General features: G+C 40.3%; 13 protein-coding genes. 7 read left to right on the forward strand and 6 right to left on the reverse strand.

The window, feature by feature from the left end:
• Positions 1-14: 14 nt before the first annotated feature.
• Positions 15-3818, reverse strand: coding sequence for a bifunctional proline dehydrogenase/L-glutamate gamma-semialdehyde dehydrogenase PutA (gene putA, locus ACNSN2_RS03210; RefSeq protein ID WP_010391062.1), 3804 nt, complete (start codon positions 3816-3818; stop codon positions 15-17).
• 169 nt (positions 3819-3987) lie between these two features.
• Here putA and ACNSN2_RS03215 point away from each other — a divergent pair, with 169 nt between their 5' ends.
• Complete coding sequence (locus tag ACNSN2_RS03215; RefSeq protein WP_010391063.1) at positions 3988-4470, forward strand: winged helix-turn-helix transcriptional regulator; 483 nt, start codon at positions 3988-3990, stop codon at positions 4468-4470.
• Positions 4471-4557: 87 nt separating this feature from the next.
• On the opposite strand, the gene ACNSN2_RS03220 is transcribed toward ACNSN2_RS03215, so the two are convergent.
• On the reverse strand, positions 4558-5163 hold the full coding sequence (locus ACNSN2_RS03220) for a TIGR04211 family SH3 domain-containing protein (RefSeq protein WP_008111843.1): 606 nt from the start codon (positions 5161-5163) through the stop codon (positions 4558-4560).
• Between the two features lie 212 nt (positions 5164-5375).
• Between ACNSN2_RS03220 and ACNSN2_RS03225 the strand changes: the two genes are divergently transcribed.
• Together ACNSN2_RS03225 and ACNSN2_RS03230 are read left to right on the forward strand one after the other, a co-directional pair.
• Complete coding sequence (locus ACNSN2_RS03225; RefSeq protein WP_008111845.1) at positions 5376-6896, forward strand: CYTH and CHAD domain-containing protein; 1521 nt, start codon at positions 5376-5378, stop codon at positions 6894-6896.
• Positions 6896-7588, forward strand: a complete 693-nt coding sequence (locus ACNSN2_RS03230) for an START domain-containing protein (protein ID WP_418608563.1) — start codon at positions 6896-6898, stop codon at positions 7586-7588. The genes ACNSN2_RS03225 and ACNSN2_RS03230 overlap by 1 nt, the downstream gene beginning before the upstream one ends.
• A gap of 46 nt (positions 7589-7634) precedes the next feature.
• On the opposite strand, the gene ACNSN2_RS03235 is transcribed toward ACNSN2_RS03230, so the two are convergent.
• Positions 7635-9152 (reverse strand): S10 family peptidase, encoded by a 1518-nt coding sequence (locus ACNSN2_RS03235; RefSeq protein WP_138594128.1) that lies wholly within the window; start codon positions 9150-9152, stop codon positions 7635-7637.
• Between the two features lie 305 nt (positions 9153-9457).
• Here ACNSN2_RS03235 and ACNSN2_RS03240 point away from each other — a divergent pair, with 305 nt between their 5' ends.
• The 4 genes from ACNSN2_RS03240 to mrcB all read left to right on the forward strand — a co-directional run bounded on the left by ACNSN2_RS03240 (position 9458) and on the right by mrcB (position 14549).
• Positions 9458-10240, forward strand: a complete 783-nt coding sequence (locus ACNSN2_RS03240) for a response regulator (protein WP_418608564.1) — start codon at positions 9458-9460, stop codon at positions 10238-10240.
• A gap of 257 nt (positions 10241-10497) precedes the next feature.
• Complete coding sequence (locus ACNSN2_RS03245) at positions 10498-10836, forward strand: P-II family nitrogen regulator (protein WP_010391070.1); 339 nt, start codon at positions 10498-10500, stop codon at positions 10834-10836.
• A gap of 9 nt (positions 10837-10845) precedes the next feature.
• Positions 10846-12075: an ammonium transporter gene (locus ACNSN2_RS03250; protein WP_054202014.1), complete on the forward strand. Its 1230-nt coding sequence runs from the start codon at positions 10846-10848 to the stop codon at positions 12073-12075.
• Between the two features lie 140 nt (positions 12076-12215).
• Positions 12216-14549 carry a penicillin-binding protein 1B gene (mrcB, locus tag ACNSN2_RS03255; protein WP_193049258.1) on the forward strand — a complete coding sequence of 778 codons (2334 nt, stop codon included), beginning with the start codon at positions 12216-12218 and terminating at the stop codon, positions 14547-14549.
• A 65-nt stretch (positions 14550-14614) separates the two neighbouring features.
• On the opposite strand, the gene hemL is transcribed toward mrcB, so the two are convergent.
• From hemL to ACNSN2_RS03270, 3 genes are all read right to left on the reverse strand, one after another.
• Positions 14615-15895 (reverse strand): glutamate-1-semialdehyde 2,1-aminomutase, encoded by a 1281-nt coding sequence (gene hemL, locus ACNSN2_RS03260; protein WP_008111861.1) that lies wholly within the window; start codon positions 15893-15895, stop codon positions 14615-14617.
• Positions 15896-15933: 38 nt separating this feature from the next.
• Entirely contained in the window at positions 15934-16950 is a 1017-nt protein-coding gene (locus ACNSN2_RS03265) for an aspartate carbamoyltransferase (protein ID WP_418608565.1), read from the reverse strand.
• 112 nt (positions 16951-17062) lie between these two features.
• The gene (locus ACNSN2_RS03270; RefSeq protein ID WP_010391077.1) at positions 17063-17497 is read right to left on the reverse strand and encodes a CopD family protein; all 435 of its coding nucleotides are present in this window, start codon (positions 17495-17497) and stop codon (positions 17063-17065) included.
• Positions 17498-17511: the final 14 nt, after the last annotated feature.

The following is a 17511-nucleotide window of genomic DNA, read 5'->3' on the forward strand; positions in this document are numbered from 1 at the left end:
ATAATGATTATTTTCTATTCATCATCTTCAACAAGGGTCATCAAGGAGGTATTACCGCCTGATGCCGTCGTGTCTATACTGATTGTTTTTTCAGTAATTAAGCGCTTAATTAGCGTGTCGTAATACTCAGAGCTGATCACTGGCAGTATAGCGCCTTTACGTTGTGCAAGCTGTTGGCTGAAGTAGCCTAAGCGAGAAGAACGTGCAGCAACTACCGCTCCGGCTAGGTGAGGATGCGCTAATATCGCTTGTAACTGATTTGGTTTAGCTACTTGGAAAACACCTTCTGCAACGCCGGTTGCAATAAACTTATCTCTAAAAGCAACCGCTTCATCATAAAATATTTCAGATGCTACTGTTATTACCGTGTTACCAGCAGCAAGCGCGGTAATAATCGATAGTGCCCAAAAGTTAAATGAGGTGCTCTTATCTGCGTAACATACTACACAGCCGCGTGCTTCAAGGTGAAGTGTATTCGATTCACCCGTTGGCCCTGGCAATGTTGTATATTTACGCATGTGCTTTTCTAAGCGGTTTAACTGAGCACGTGCATCGGCAAGTGTTAACGCTAAATCGTCTGCAAGGTCATCAATAATTTCAACGGTTGCTACTTTCGCTAATAACTGACGCACCGCAGAAACACGGTCATTCAGTGGTGTTGCACGCCAAATTTTTTCATCGCGCATAGAGTTAACCATTAACTTTTCTACTTGCTCATTTGCGCCACTGTAGTGGTGTAAATCAAGCTCGTCTGGCGTTAGGTTAGTCATTTGTACGTTATCTGGTGATGCTTTTTCTTTGATTAAGCGTTGTAGGTAGTTTGGTCCACCGGCTTTAGGGCCAGTACCTGATAGTCCACGGCCGCCAAAGGGTTGCACGCCAACAATCGCACCAATCATATTACGGTTTACGTAAACATTACCTGCGCGCGACATTTTAGCTAAGTGTTCACAGCGCTCTTCAATACGAGAATGAATACCCATTGTTAAGCCGTAACCGGTGTTGTTAATTTGGTCGACAACACTATCAAGCTCACTTGCTTTAAAGCGGATGACGTGTACACACGGGCCAAATACTTCACGCTTTAATACCGATAAGTCTTTGATTTCGTATAAACGTGGGGCAAAGAAAAACGCACCGTTTTCGCTGTTATCAGGAATTTTACACTCATAGTGAAGTGTTGCATTACCCTTTAGGTATTCAACATGGTCGTTGAGTGTTTTCAGCGCTTTTTCATCAATTACAGGGCCTACGTCTGTAGAGAGTAATGATGGGTCGCCAATGTGTAATTCAGCAAGCGCGCCCTTGAGCATGTCGATAATGCCATCGGCAACATCTTCTTGAATAAAGAGCACACGTAATGCTGAACAGCGTTGACCTGCACTTTGGAAGCCAGAACTGATCACATCATCAACTACTTGTTCAGGAAGCGCTGTTGAGTCAACAATCATACAGTTTTGGCCGCCAGTTTCTGCAATTAAAGGCACCTGGATATCGTTACGTGCCGCTAATGTTTGCGAGATAAGTGTGCCCGTTTCAGTTGAACCTGTAAACATAACTGCTTGAATTCGCTCATCTGGCACAATGGTTTTACCTACTTCGCTACCGCGAGCAACCACAGGCTGTACAACGTGCTCAGGTAAACCAACAGAAAGCATTAATTCAATAGCGCGTAGAGCAATTAAGCTCGTCTGTTCTGCAGGTTTTGCAATTACTGTGTTACCCGTAACGATAGCAGCTGCAACTTGACCTAAGAAAATAGCGAGTGGGAAGTTCCATGGGCTAATACATAAAATCACACCACGAGCTTCAAAGCGCTCATCTTGAGCAAGCTCTTCAGCACGGGCTGCGTAGTAACGACAAAAATCAACCGCTTCGCGTACTTCATCAATACCATCTTGTGCCACTTTACCAGCTTCTTTAATACAGATAGCAACAAGCTCATCATGATGACGCTCTAAAATATCAGCAACGCGACGCAATAGATTAGCACGCTCTTTTACTGGTGTTTGTGACCATGATTCAAAAGCGGTTTCAGCATTGGCTAGCAACACTTTCATTTCATCGCTATTTTGTAATTTTACGTGGCCAATAATTTCTTTATGGTTTGCTGGATTTTTAACTGCCAGCGCGCCCTCTGGTACTTGGCTTTCTTCAATTAAGTGCTCTTCAAACCAAGTGTCTAAATTTTCTTTAAACGGGGTGATCACGTTAATATCAGTTAAATCCATACCTTTTGAGTTGGCACGTTCTTCACCGTATAAATCAATTGGCATTTTTATTTGCGTGTTGTATTTATTACGTAAACCTTGCAGCGTTTCAACAGGATCTGGTAATAATGCTTCAACCGGTTGAGTGGTATCTACAATGGCATTTACAAAAGATGAGTTAGCACCATTTTCTAGTAAACGACGAACAAGGTAAGCAAGTAAGTCTTCGTGCTGGCCTACTGGTGCGTATACACGACACTGGATTTTTTCTGCATTAACGATTTGGTCAAATAAAGATTCGCCCATACCGTGTAGACGTTGGAATTCAAAACCTTGGTTATCACCTTTAGCTACTTCTAAAATAGTTGCAGCAGTGTAGGCGTTGTGTGTTGCAAATTGCGGGTAAAGTACATCTCGTGCTTCAAGCATTTTAATCGCACATGCTTTGTATGACACATCAGTGGTTGCTTTACGGGTAAATACCGGGAAGAAGTCTAAACCATCTTGTTGTGTGGTTTTGATTTCGGTATCCCAGTATGCGCCTTTTACTAAACGCACCATCATTTTACGACCCACACGGGTTGCTAGGTCTGTTAGCCATTCAATAACAAAAATAGCGCGCTTTTGATACGCCTGAACCGCTAAACCAAAACCTTGCCAATCGCCAAGATCTTCATCGCTAAATACCGCTTCAATAACATCAAGAGAAATATCTAAACGGTCAGCTTCTTCAGCATCAACAGTAAACCCGATGTCGTATTTTTTAGCGGCAAGTGCAAGTTCTTTTAGTTTTGGAACGATTTCTTCCATCACGCGTTCTTTATGAGTAAATTCATAACGCGGATGAATAGCTGATAACTTTACAGAAATGCCCGGGCTTTTTATTGGACCACGGCCATTTGCTGCTTTACCAATAGAATGAATTGCATTCATATAGCTGTCGAAGTAGCGCTTAGCATCTTTCATTGTGCGAGCGCCTTCGCCTAGCATATCGTAAGAATATACATAGCCTTTTTTCTCTGTATCGGCTGCACGTTCAATGGCCTCGTCAATAGTGCGGCCCATTACGAACTGTTTACCCATAATTTTCATGGCAAAGTTCACAGACTTACGAATAACAGGCTCGCCTAAACGACCAATGGTTTTTTTGAGCATACCAAATTGTTGCTCTTTCGTTTTGTCGTTATAGTTAACCATTTTTCCGGTTACTAATAATCCCCAAGACGAAGCATTAACGAATAAAGAATCACTACTGCCTAAGTGAGAGCTCCAATCGCCATTTGCTAATTTATCACGTATTAATGTTTCTTGAGTTGCTTTATCAGGAACGCGAAGCAATGCTTCGGCTAAACACATTAATACCACACCCTCTTCACTCGATAGTGAAAATTCATTTAATAGCGCATCAACACCGCTTTGACCATCTTGGTCTTTACGAATGTTTAATACTATTTGGCGAGCTCTTTCCCATGCACGGCTTCGTGCTTTAACACCGACTTCTGCAAGTGGTAAAATGTGATCAATAACCGCATTCTCATCAATACGGTAAAAGTCACGGATCTTTTGTCTGATCGGACAAGTCGTTGTTAAATCGCCATTGAATAACATAAGCAACCCTCAGGAGTGTTAAGACTTAGGATAATTGTTAATTACCGCTAAATGTTGTTGGTGTAAAGCGTGCATTCTAATTAAAATCCAGCAGAATATGCTGGTTAATTTCGCCGTTTTACGATAATTTACAGGGCATATTATTAACTTATCCATATAAAATACTGATATGACTAATCCGAATAGATTACGCCTGCTTGATCGTATCGATATATCAATTTTAGACGTTTTGCAGCGCAATGGTAGAATTTCAAATGTTAACCTCGCAAAGCAGGTGAATTTAAGTCCCAGTCCCTGTTTAGATAGGGTTAAACGTTTAGAGCAAGAGGGCTATATTGAGGGGTATTTCGCTAAATTAAGTGAGGAAAAACTTAATCAAAGCCTAGTGGCCCATGTGCAGGTATCATTAGTTACTTCAAATACAGCCGTATTTAAAGTATTTCGTGAACACATTCTTAAAATTAAGCAGGTTGTTGAGTGTGATATGGTAGCGGGTGGTTATGACTATTTATTAAAAATTCGCGTTTCCAACATGGATGAATACAGAGAAGTATTAGGTGACTTGGTTGATATCCCGGGAGTGGGCACACACCACACTTACATGGTAATAGAAAAAATCAAACAAGACCCTGGGCTTCGTTTAGATATATAACGTAGATATTCTTTTAAGAAAAAACACAGCAGGCATAAAAAAAGCATCATGTGATGCTTTTTTTATGCCTGCTGTATTAAGTTAAGCTTATGCCCAACCTTCATAGCGTTTTCTGCGTGATAACACGATAGTTAAGATAATTCCTAAGAACAAACCTAAAAATGCAATGGCTCCACCGTAAGTAAGCAACTGGCGTTTTTCTTTAGCACTGGTTGCTTGTTTTAGCTGTTGTTCTTGAGAAAGCTCACCTTGTAACTGACTAATTTGTGCTAATAGTTGCGCGTTTTGTTCGGTTAACTGTGCGTTTTGCTCTTGCAGCTCAGGTAACTCAACTTGCGCTTGACGAAGTCTATTTTGCATAGTGCTTATTTCATTATTGAGGGCTTGGTATTGTTGTTTTAAACCAGCTGATTCACTAATGAATTTAGCTTCTACCCAGCCTTCACGATCTTTATCATCTTTAACTTTTATAAAACCATTTTGTTCATCAGATAATAAAGTGAGTTGCGTACCTGCATCTATTGAACCAAGTAAACGATAGTCTTTACTGGCACCTGAGCGCATGAAAGTATACAAATTATCGATTATATAAGCTGTTTTAGCATTAGTCGGCGACGTTGATTGAGCTTCCTCTGCTTGGCTCATAAACGGGGCGGCTGTTAAAAGCAGCCATAGTAAACAGTGTTTTAGCATTTATCTACCTTGTTAATCTAGCAGTGTCCGTTGTGAACGTGATTTTTATTTCGCATAAGTATATAGATAGTATGGATTTAATAGTTTAATAGCAAGACAGATATTGTAACCAGAGCATTTTGCTTGTGTGTTTATGACTAAAAAATTTGCAATATAGGGCTGCTTTGTTTATTTTGAGCACTTATTAATTTTAAGGGTAATCCGCAAGCCTAATGGATACTGAGATAGAACTGAAATTTTTGGTATCAGATGACGTCATTCCACTGATCCCCTCACTAATTACTCAATTTGCAAAAACAGTCACAAACAAACCTTCTAAAAGTTTGCAAAATGCTTATTATGATACACCAAGCAGAGAGTTAAGAGCACTCGATATTGGCTTTAGAACGCGTTGTACAGACGAGCGCTGTGAGCAAACAATTAAGCTAGCTGGAGAAGTGGTAGGGGGCTTACATCAGCGCCCAGAGTACAATCTTCCAATAGAAACAAACCGGCCAAATCTAATGGCGTTTGATTCATCAATTTGGCCTCACGGTATGCAAATTGATGCCATATCACAAAATCTATTCCCTATTTTTAGTACTAATTTTATTCGCCGTACGTGGTTAATAGAAACCCCAAATGGTGCCAAAATTGAAGTGGTATTAGATAAAGGTGAAATTGCTGCGTCAGGTAAGGTAGAAATCATCAGCGAGCTTGAAATCGAGCTGGTTGAAGGTAGTCGTGAGGAGCTATTTGCTTTTGCAGATATATTAGTGAGCCAAAACAGCATTCGTTTAGGGCTCTATTCAAAAGCAGCAAGAGGCTACCGCCTTGCGGATGACACGCCGCTTCAACCAAGTAAATCAATCGGCTTTGTGAAACTTAATAAGCAAGCCACTCAAGAGCAAGCCCTTATTGAAGCTATGGGGTTTGGTATTCGCTTTGTGCAAAAACACGAGCAATGCTATTTCGATAAGCCAAGTTTAAAAACATTAAAACGTGTAACCGACGGCATTAGCTTAATTCGCCACAACTTTTGGTTGTTTGACGATATTGTTAGTAAAGAAAGTACCGAGCAACTCAGAACAGAACTCAAGTGGCTATTAAGTGAGTTAGCATGGGTTGAAAATGCAATTCAGTTAAAAACTTATACTTCTAAGCGCCATGCTTTTTATAAAAAAATAAATAGCGCCCCAGCGTTAACGCAAGTTATTAACGATTTAAAAGAGTTACAGCCGAGCATTGACGATATTTTTTCGCTTTTTCATAGTGCACGCTACAACCGTTTATTGCTGAGCTTAACAACGTGGCTGATAAATAAGCAGTGGCGTAAAGATTGGAGCCAAGCAGAGCTTCAAAATGCAGAGCAACCTATTGTAGATATTGCTCATCGCTTATTTGATAAAGATTGGAAAAACTTACACCGTTTACTCCCTAAAGAGCAAAGCTTAGCAGGCAATGATTACTTAAACTTTCGCACTCAATTAGAAAATAGCTTACTCAGTGGTAATTGTTTAGGCGCACTGTTTAATAAAGATGAGCGATTAGAATTTAGGCTCCCTTGGCTGGATATTTCTCATGGGATGTATGAGTTAAGCACGCTTGATTATTTAAAACAGCTGTGTGGCGGGCAAGAAGATGCTCAACTGGCAAAAATACAACTATGGTTAGAGCAAAAATCTGACTTTTTAGTCAGTGCCATGGAGCAAAGTCGACATGCTTCATTTGATACAGAACCTTATTGGCTTTAATGACTAAGCACTTTTGTGGCCGGACTTTGCTGCAAAAGTGCATGATTTTTTCACTTTTGTGTTTTGCTACCAATGTGTGTTCACAGCCATCTTGGCAACTTTACGAAAGTAAACAAGGGGTAAGTGTTTATTTTCAGCGTTTAACTGACGATACCTTGAAAATGAAAGCTGAAACGGTGGTTAACAATGTCACCGCAGAGGATTTAGTTGCTTTACTTAGTGATACCGATACAGCCCCTAGCTGGATAGAAAACATTACTAAGGTCACGTTACTCAAAAGTTTAAGCCCTTCAGAAAACTTAGTTTATAGTTATATTGATAGCCCGTGGCCTGTTAGCAATAGGGATGTGATTACTTATTCGTGCTATATAAGGGTGAGTTCGTTGCAAACGCAGCTTAGTATTCACGCGCGCCCAGATTTTTTACCTAAAACTAAAGGGGTAATAAGAATAAGCACCTTAAATGCAACGTGGTTGCTAACTCAGCAGGCGGAAAATTTACACATTAGTTATCAAGTGTATGCGTTACCAGGCGGCAAGATACCTACATGGTTAAATAATCGGGTCGCTTTAAAAAGTACCCTTAAGACGCTAATAAATCTTGCTGAAATACTCACTACTAAGCAGTACATAGCAAAGCCAACCGTTATTCGTACTGGGGATTGCACACATGGCGAATTGCCGCGGTTATAAGCAAAAAAGTGACCTAAGAGGTCACTTTTTAGTGGGTAAAAGCTAATTAGTATTTAGCGGATTCACCGTCTTTGGGTAAAGACTGATTTATAAACTCGCGTAAATCGTTATTAGAGCTTTCTAAATCTGCGTGGCGTAGATACATCATATGGCCACTGCGGTAGCCTTTAAAGCTTAACCTATCTTGCATTTTACCACTTGGATCTAATTGCCACATAGTATATTTGGCATCAAAGTAATTGGTTGCACCGTCAAAGTAGCCCGCCTGAACCATTACATTTAAATAAGGGTTTTGAGCCATGGCTAAGCGTAAATTTTCACCGGTATTATTTCCGCTTCTATCCCATGGGTGAACGTTACCAAATAAGTTATATTTGATATCGGTTTTGTAATTAAGCTCTTCACGAAGATAATAGTTAATTGCAGGAGTGAAAGAGTGCAGCCATGATGTAAGCTCTGCCCAGTAATCTGGTGACTCACCGGCATCGCGTTTATCTATGCCTAAATAGCGCGAATCCAGTCGACCAACCATTTGTCCGCGTTCACGCAATAACTCTTTCCAAAAAAACTGTGTTGGAATATCTAAATTGTTTTGACTAACAAATGTTTCAGATAAACCCGCATATTCAGCCATTTTTTTAATAATACGACGTTTTTCGTCAGGCGCAATAAAGCCGCCTTTTGCAAGCGCAGGAATAAGCTCATTAACGGTAAACTGTTCAACTTCCGGTAATAGCTCGTCTAAATCTTTTGCTTGTAAATCGGCGTTTAATGCTTTGTGGTACCATGCAGTAGCTGCAAAGTAAGGTAGGCGGTTAGCTGCTTTTACTGGTCCGTCGCGTTTAATACCGATATCGGTAGGAGATACGAGTACAACACCGTTAATGTACATCCACTGACTATTTTGCAGCTCATGCGCTAAACCCGATACACGAGTAGTACCATAGCTTTCACCAATTAAAAACTTTGGAGAGCGCCAACGTTCATTTCGAGATACAAAAGTATTAAGCCATTCTGCGAGGTACTTTATATCGGCATTAACGCCAAAAAATAGCTCTTTTTGTTTATCTTTGGGTAAAAGGTTACCGTCTTTATCTTCTACAACACGTGAATAACCTGTATTTACAGGATTTACATAAACGATATCCGCTACATCTAAAACCGAATAAGGGTTATCTTTTACACCATAAGGTTGAATTGGGTAGCCTTCGTCGTCAATTTTTAAAACACGAGGGCCGGTGTAAGCTAAATGCATCCAAACTGATGCTGAACCAGGGCCACCATTAAATGAAATAAGTAATGGACGCTTTGTTCTATCATCTACTTTATCGCGGGTGTAGTAAGTGTATTGAAGGGTTGCAATGGCATCACCCTTGTTATCCCATACTGGCTGTGTGCCTGTTGCTACCGTATAAGAAAATCGTTCGTTATTTATTTTTGCTTTGTGCTGAGTAACTACTTTACTGTCGATATCAATACGGCGTTGATTATCGGCAAACGTTGCACTCGAAAATGTAAGTGCAATAGCGGCAATGGGTAAAAATAGACTTCGACTAAATTTCATAACTAACCCTTTTTGTTTTATGTACTGCAGTTATAGCGATATTTGAGTAAAAAACAAAAGTATTGAGACTAGCTGCCGATAATAATCGTTGAGTTTATGTAATTAAGATTAATCTCAACATAGCAAACGGGCGAAATATACTTGATGTGTATGCCATACTGTAAGTTTAAGGCGATTAAAAAATTTAATTATTAATTAAGTTTTTTAGGTTATTGGTCGCTTTAATTGTTTTTAAATGGATGCTTGAGAGTGATTTATTTTTAGGTTTGTTACCATAAAGGGTGAACGTAAATGAAAGGGAGTTTATGCAACGGGTTTTAATTGTTGAAGATAATATAAGGGTACAACAGGTACTCAAACATATTGCTGCTCATTATCTTGATGTGCGGGTTGATTTCGCTCAGTCACTTACTCAATGTAAAAAGTTACTAAATCAAACTAGTTATTCGCTCGCGTTAGTTGATTTATCTGTTGGTGGGCAAATCGATACTGATTTAACTCGCTTTACACTGTCGCAAGGTATCCCTACGTTGGTGATGACAACGCAAACAGATGAACATACACGTTTAAAAATGCTGGAATTAGGTATTATCGATTACGTCATTAAAGATAATCGCGACTCTTATCTTTACGCCATAAAATTTGTAGCACAGTTATTGCGTAACCAGGGGCGCAAAGCGCTGGTTGTAGATAATTCCTTATTGAGCAGTAGCTTGGTTAAGCAAATGCTCGAAAAACAATTGTTTGACGTCATTACTGTTGATAATAGTGCGCAAGCTCTTCATATACTTGAGCATGATCAGGCTATCAACTTAGTGATCACTGACCATAACTTATCAGGTATGAATGGTTTTGAATTAATTAGAGCTATGCGTAATATTAAAAGCCGTGAGCAATTGGCCATTATTGGTTTAGCTGATGTATATAGTTATGGCGTTGCTGCACGATTTATTAAATCAGGTGCGAATGACTTTTTAACTAAACCCTTTACCCATGAAGAGTTTCACTTTCGAGTGGTGCAAACTATGGAGTCAATATGGCTAAGTGATGCTAAAAAACCGGCTTTGTCTTTCGATGCGACAGAGTAACTTTAATCTTAAATACATTATCAATGTGTATTTGGCGAGAGTGTAACGGTTAGTTAAAGACGATTATTTGCGTATTTATCGACTCGCACCAATTCTGTATTTTGCTTAAAAAAAGCGCACCTAAATGGTGCGCTTTTTTGTTTTTTATATTATTTAATTTAATAACCCTCTGTTTTTATTTGTAATTTAAAGGTGGCACAAAGGTTGGATTGCATAGAGCAAATACAATAACAAGCTAGTGTCCTAAGGGGGCCTTTGTGAAAATGATCAGTGCAATAATAAAGCCATTCAAACTAGATGATGTGCGTGAAGCACTCGCTGATTTAGGCATCGAAGGAATGACCGTGGTTGACGTTAAGGGGTTTGGACGTCAAAGAGGTCATACAGAGTTATACCGTGGTGCAGAGTATCAAGTTGACTTTATACCTAAAATTAAACTTGAAATTGCCACTCGTAGTGAAAATTGCCAACGCGTTGTAGAAACCATTACCAAAGTTGCTGGAACGGGCAAAATTGGTGACGGCAAAATTTTTGTTTACGACTTAGATCAAATTGTCCGTATTCGTACTGGCGAACTTGATGATGATGCTATTTAAGGGGGCAACATGGAAAATACAATTATAGAGCTGAAGTTTTCGCTCGATACGTTTTACTTTTTAATCTCTGGCATCTTAGTTATGTGGATGGCAGCTGGTTTTGCAATGTTAGAAGCAGGTTTAGTGCGCTCAAAAAATACCACAGAAATTCTAACTAAAAATATCGCACTTTATTCTATCGCTTGTACTATGTTTTTGTTGGTCGGTTACAACATTATGTATGTAGACAACGTTGAAGGCGGAATAATTCCTTCATTTGGTGGCCTAATAGGTAGTCAAGCGGCAGACGCCGATCATTCACTAGAGTCTGATTTTTTCTTCCAAGTAGTATTTGTTGCAACGGCTATGTCTATTGTATCTGGCGCCGTAGCGGAGCGTATGAAGTTATGGGCTTTCTTAGTGTTTACAGTAGTACTTACAGGATTAATTTACCCAATTGAAGGTTACTGGACATGGGGTGGCGGCTTCCTATCTGAATTAGGCTTTGTTGATTTTGCAGGTTCTGCCATTGTCCATGCAACCGGTGCAGCTGCAGCGCTTGCGGGTGTAATTCTACTGGGTGCACGTAAAGGTAAATATGGTAAAAATGGTGAAATTTACCCAATTCCAGGTTCAAACTTGCCACTTGCTACATTGGGTACATTTATTTTATGGATGGGTTGGTTTGGCTTTAACGGTGGATCACAGTTATTAATTTCAGATAAAGAAAATGCAACTGCAGTAGGTCAAATACTACTTAACACCAATGCTGCTGCAGCTATGGGTGCAATATCAGCCTTGTTCTTATGTAAGTTATTATGGGGTAAGGCAGATTTAACCATGGTACTTAATGGCGCACTTGCAGGCTTAGTGGTTATTACTGCAGATCCATTATCACCATCACCATTAATGGCGTGTTTATATGGCCTACTAGGTGGATCTTTGGTTGTACTAAGCATTGTGGCACTTGATAAAGTGAAAATTGACGACCCTGTAGGTGCCATCTCTGTGCATGGTGTATGTGGCATATTAGGTGTGGTATTAGTGCCGGTTACTAATGCCGAGGCTAACCTTGTGGCACAGTTAATTGGTTTACTATGTATCATTGGCTTTGTGTTTATCGCTTCATTCATTGTTTGGGCAGTCTTAAAACAAACTATGGGTATTCGTGTTACCGAAGAGGAAGAGCTAAACGGTATGGATCAACATGATTGTGGTATTGATGCTTACCCAGAATTTGTTTCAGTAAGAAGTAATTAAAAGTAAAAGTATTGTGTGTTCAATCAAAGCCCTACTCAGTTAGGGCTTTTTTGATTTCAGGAAGGGTTAATTTTTCAGGTGTTAGAGTAATGTGATAAGCTCCTCGCGTTAAATCAACCTTTGGAATGTATTACACTTAAATGGCTGAAAAAAAGAAAACACCGACCAGTAAATCTTCGACTAAGCGTGCTACTAAGTCATCTAAAACATCAGCGCGAAAAAGTGCTGCAAAAAAAACCGCAAGTTCGGCTAAACGGCCATTTTTAAAAACTTTGTTTTCTATTTTTTGGAAACTGAGTCTGGCGACTTTCATCGCTGTAGCACTTTACTTTATTTATCTTGATGCAAAAATCACCCGCCAATTTGAAGGCAACAAATGGCAACTTCCAGCCCAAGTGTATGCGCGTTCAATGACGTTTTTTCCTGGGCAGTTTTTATCTGAGCAAGAAGTTTTATGGGAGCTTAAACGTTTAAATTACACGGCAGTTAATCGCTTGAGCCGCACAGGGCAATATATTAAAACAGCTAATAGTATTAAGATTTTTCGTCGTGATTTTGAATTTTATGATGGTTTAGAAAATGCTCATGTAATTGAATTACGTTTCTCTGGGGAAAAGGTTGCCAGTATTAAAGATAAATTCGGTCGTCGCTTAAACACTGCCAGATTAGAGCCTGTACAAATAGCCCGTATAGGTAATGACTCAAAACAAGACCGCGAATTTGTGCCATTAGATAAATTTCCTGACATGCTTAAAAATGCTTTGTTAGTGGTCGAAGACCGCGATTTTTATGATCACCACGGGGTATCGGTATTTTCTATTTTACGGGCTTTATATACCAATATTCGCGCAGGAAGAACCGTGCAAGGGGGCAGCACACTGACGCAACAGCTAGCTAAAAATATTTACCTTACCCGTGAACGTTCATTAGTACGTAAAATCAATGAAGCTTTTATTGCGCTTATTCTTGATTATCGTTATTCAAAAGATCAGATTCTCGAAGCCTATTTAAACGAAGTCTACCTAGGTCAGTCTTATAACCAAGGAGTACATGGGATGGGGCTGGCTGCTGAGTTTTACTTTGCAAAACCCGTTGATGAACTTGAGTACGACCAAATTGCTCTGCTGGTGGCCATGGTTAAAGGCCCTTCTTATTATAACCCTAGACGTTATAAAGAACGTGCTATGGAGCGTCGTGACTTAGTGCTGCGTTTAATGGTCGATAACAAACTTATTTCCACTAAAGAGTATCGAGCCTCATTAAAGCGCGCAATTGATATTGCGCCAATGAAAGCCAGCTTACAAAAGTCTTACCCAGGTTACTTGGAGTTGGTTAATCGCGAGTTGAAACAGCTGCTACCTGATCAAGAAGTATTAGATGCAGGGGTGCGCGTATTTACCTACTTCGACTTGCAAAAACAAACCGCAATGGAAGAATCGATTAAGGCCAGTTTACCTTATTTGGAAAGGCGTCCAAATACCAAAGAATTAGAAGCGGCGATGATCTCCGTTAATGTTGAAAAAGCTGGTGTATCAGCGTTAGTCTCTGGACGTGATGTGCGCTATTCAGGGTTTAACCGCGTACTTGATACCAAGCGCAATATTGGCTCATTAGTTAAACCGGCAGTGTATTTAAGTGCACTGCAGCTTCCTCATTATAATTTAGCGACGTTGCTTGATGATTCACCCGTGCAAGTCACCAACGAAGAGGGAAAAGTATGGCAGCCAGAAAACTTTGATCATCAATACCGAGGCGCCGTGCCTCTTTATAAAGCATTCAGCCACAGCATTAATATTCCGGCAGTTAACTTAGGGCTTGATGTTGGGGTTGATAAAGTTGCTAATACACTCAGAGGACTAGGTGCTAAAGGCCATATTAATGAATACCCGTCGCTGCTATTAGGGGCTATTGAAATGTCGAGTTTTGAAGTGGCCCAGCTTTATACCACTATTGCTGCTGATGGCGAATACAGGGAGCTGACGTCTATCTCGGCATTAACCGACTCTGTTGGTAAAGTACTTTATAAGCATAAAGTGAGTAACGAACAACGCTTTGATAAAGATGCCATGTACATGACCAAATACGCTATGAAGCGAGTAACTAAAGATGGCACCGCTAAACGCTTAAATTTACATTTTCCGTCGATTCAGCTCGCAGGTAAAACAGGTACTAGTAACGAATTACGCGACAGCTGGTTTGCTGGATTTGATCAAAATACAGTGACGGTTGCATGGTTAGGTCGTGATGATAATAAAAGCACTGGCTTAACCGGCAGTGTCGGCGCGCTTGAAACCTATATTCGTTATTTAAAACCCTTAAACCCGCAAGCAATTGCCGATACCCGTCCACCTTCAATTCGGTGGGCATTTGTAAACGAGCAAACCGGGAAGCAAGCACCACCAGGGTGTGGCAAAGTGATTCAATTACCGCTTAGGGCCAGTGAGTTTAAACCAAGGCCCCAATGTATTCGCTAAGTAATAAAAACAAAAAAAGCCCGAAAGGGCTTTTTTTATGGGTAAGCGATCTTATGAGCTAAACGTTATAGTTTAGCAAAAGCGCGCTCTGCCGCTTCAATCGTTGCCTGAACTTCTTGCTCTGTATGCGCAGCACAAACAAAACCAGCTTCAAACGCTGAAGGCGCTAAATAAACACCTTCTTCAAGCATTAAGTGGAAGAACTTTTTAAAGCGCTCTAAATCACATTCAGTAGCTTGTTGGTAAGTAGTTACTTTTTCTGCATCAGTAAAGAAAAAGCCATACATGCCGCCAGCGTAGTTAGTAGTTAAGGCAATACCTACTTTTTTAGCTGCGGCTTCAAAGCCTTCACAAATCGCTTTACTAATGGCTTCTAGTTTTTCGTGAACGCCAGGTGCACTAAGTAACTCAAGTGATTTTAAACCTGCAGCCATCGCAATTGGATTTCCTGACAGTGTACCTGCTTGATAAACAGGGCCTACAGGGGCTATGTAATCCATAATCTCTGTTTTACCACCAAATGCGCCAACTGGCATGCCACCACCAATTACTTTACCTAAACAGGTTAGGTCTGGCTTGATGTTGTAATAAGCTTGAGCGCCACCAAGGGCTACACGAAAACCTGTCATTACTTCGTCAAAAATAAGCACAGATTGGTACTGATCACAGACTTCACGCAGTCCTTCTAAAAAGCCAGGTACTGGTGGGATACAGTTCATGTTACCTGCAACTGGCTCAACAATAATACACGCGATTTCATCGGCGTATTTAGCAAAAATTGCTTTCACTTCTTCAATATTGTTAAACGAAACCGTAAGGGTGTGCTTAGCTAAATCTTCAGGAATGCCTGGAGAGTTAGGTACACCCATAGTTAATGCACCAGAGCCGGCTTTTACTAGCAGTGAATCTGCATGGCCGTGGTAACAACCCTCAAACTTTAAAATTTTGTCACGACCAGTAAAACCACGAGCTAAGCGAATTGCACTCATTGTTGCTTCAGTACCTGAGCTTACCATACGTACTTTTTCGATAGATGGGACTAGCTCTTTAACTTTTTCAGCCATTAAAATTTCAGCTTCGGTAGGTGCACCGTAGCTTAAACCATTTTCTACCGCATCATGCACTGCTTGTTTTATTTCAGGGTGATTGTGGCCCATAATCATTGGGCCCCAAGAGCCCACATAATCAATGTAACGGTTGCCATCAGCATCAAATGTAAACGCGCCCTGTGCTTTAGTAATAAACAGCGGAGTACCACCTACACCATTAAAAGCACGCACTGGTGAATTTACGCCACCAGGAATAGAGTCTTGAGCTCGTTTAAATAAGTCTTGGCTAATTGTCATGAAAAATCCTATTGTTTTATCACTTTAAAATTAAAAGCTTAGCTATCGCGTTTGCGGCTAAACCAAGGAACGTCTACTTCATACTGCTCGACTTTGTTTTCTACGCCGAGGGTTAAAGCAAACAGCGCCATACGAATAAGTACGCCATTTTGTACTTGGCGGAATATTGCTAGATTGTCGTTAGCATTTAAGTCGTTATCAAGTTCGTTTGCCTCTAAACGGCTATCGCGAGGAAGCGGGTGCATTAACACCGAGTTCGGTTTGCAATGGGAATTGTAAATAGACTGGCTAATTCTAAATCCACCACGGTATTTATTAGCTTCCTCTTGAGACGGAAAACGCTCTTCTTGAATGCGTGTTTGATAAACAATATCGGCCGCTAAGTTACCTTCCATTTTATCAACTAGTTCAATTTTATGTCCTGCATTTTCAACGGCAGATAAAATTGAGTCAGGCATTTGCAAGCCATTAGGGGCAACCATTGAAAAGCGAATATTTTTGTAATGACATAATAGCTTTGATAGCGAGTGAACGGTTCGGCCATATTTTAAATCGCCGACTAGCGCAATGTGCATACCATCAATATTTTGATCGAAGCGGCTAAGTTCACGCTCAATAGTTAATAAATCAAGCAGCGCTTGAGTAGGGTGCTCATTGGGTCCATCGCCACCATTTATTACTGGTACGCTGCAACCTGTTGCAAATTCAGCTACCGAGCCTGAGTCTGGATGGCGCATTGCAACCGCATCAGCATAGGCTGAAATAACACGTGCGGTATCATATAGTGACTCGCCCTTAGCAAGCGCAGAGCTTTGCATACCGGTGGTTTCACGAACCAGTCCACCGAGTAAGTTAAACGCAGTGCCAAAACTAACACGAGTACGCGTACTAGGTTCAAAAAATAGATTCGCTAAAATAGCGCCTTCAAGCACATTGGTACGCTTTTGTTTTTTTGCGTATGGCTCCATTTTTTTTGCTACAGCAAATATGCGTTCAATACAGTCTCGATCGAGTTGATTAACAGAGAGTATATTTTCACCTTGGAAACTGAACATGGGGTTATTCCTAGTTATTCAAAAAGGCGCGATAATCCATAAAGGAGCACGCAATCGCGCGTATTATACAAACTTAGTTTGCGACTTGGCAGTGTAATTTATAATCCTGTATTTAAAAGCTTGGCTTAATAATGGCTAAAGCAACTATAACGAGTAACGCTAAAACAGGTAGCTCGTTGAAAATTCGGTAAAACCGATCGCTTTTTGTATTTCTATCGTGTTTAAAATCAGCTAATAATTTGAAACAGTAGCCATGATAAATATATAAAATGATTACCAGCACTAGTTTATAATGCAGCCACATACTGTAACGAAACCATTCGCGGCCGTATTCAACAATAGTTAATACGCCAAACACTGCGGTAAGCACAGCAAAGGGGGTAACAAAATAAAGCAGCCGACGTTCCATTACTTTTAGCATTGAGTTACACGATTTTTCTTCACTCATAGCGTGATAAACAAAAAGTCGAGGAAGGTAAAAAATACCGGCAAACCAAGCAATCATAAAAAATACGTGCAAGGTTTTGTAAATTAATAATGCGCTCATACTGTTCTCATTAT

It is taken from the genome of Pseudoalteromonas sp. US3C1013 (genome assembly GCF_048401115.1).
Taxonomy (GTDB): Bacteria; Pseudomonadota; Gammaproteobacteria; order Enterobacterales; family Alteromonadaceae; genus Pseudoalteromonas; species Pseudoalteromonas undina.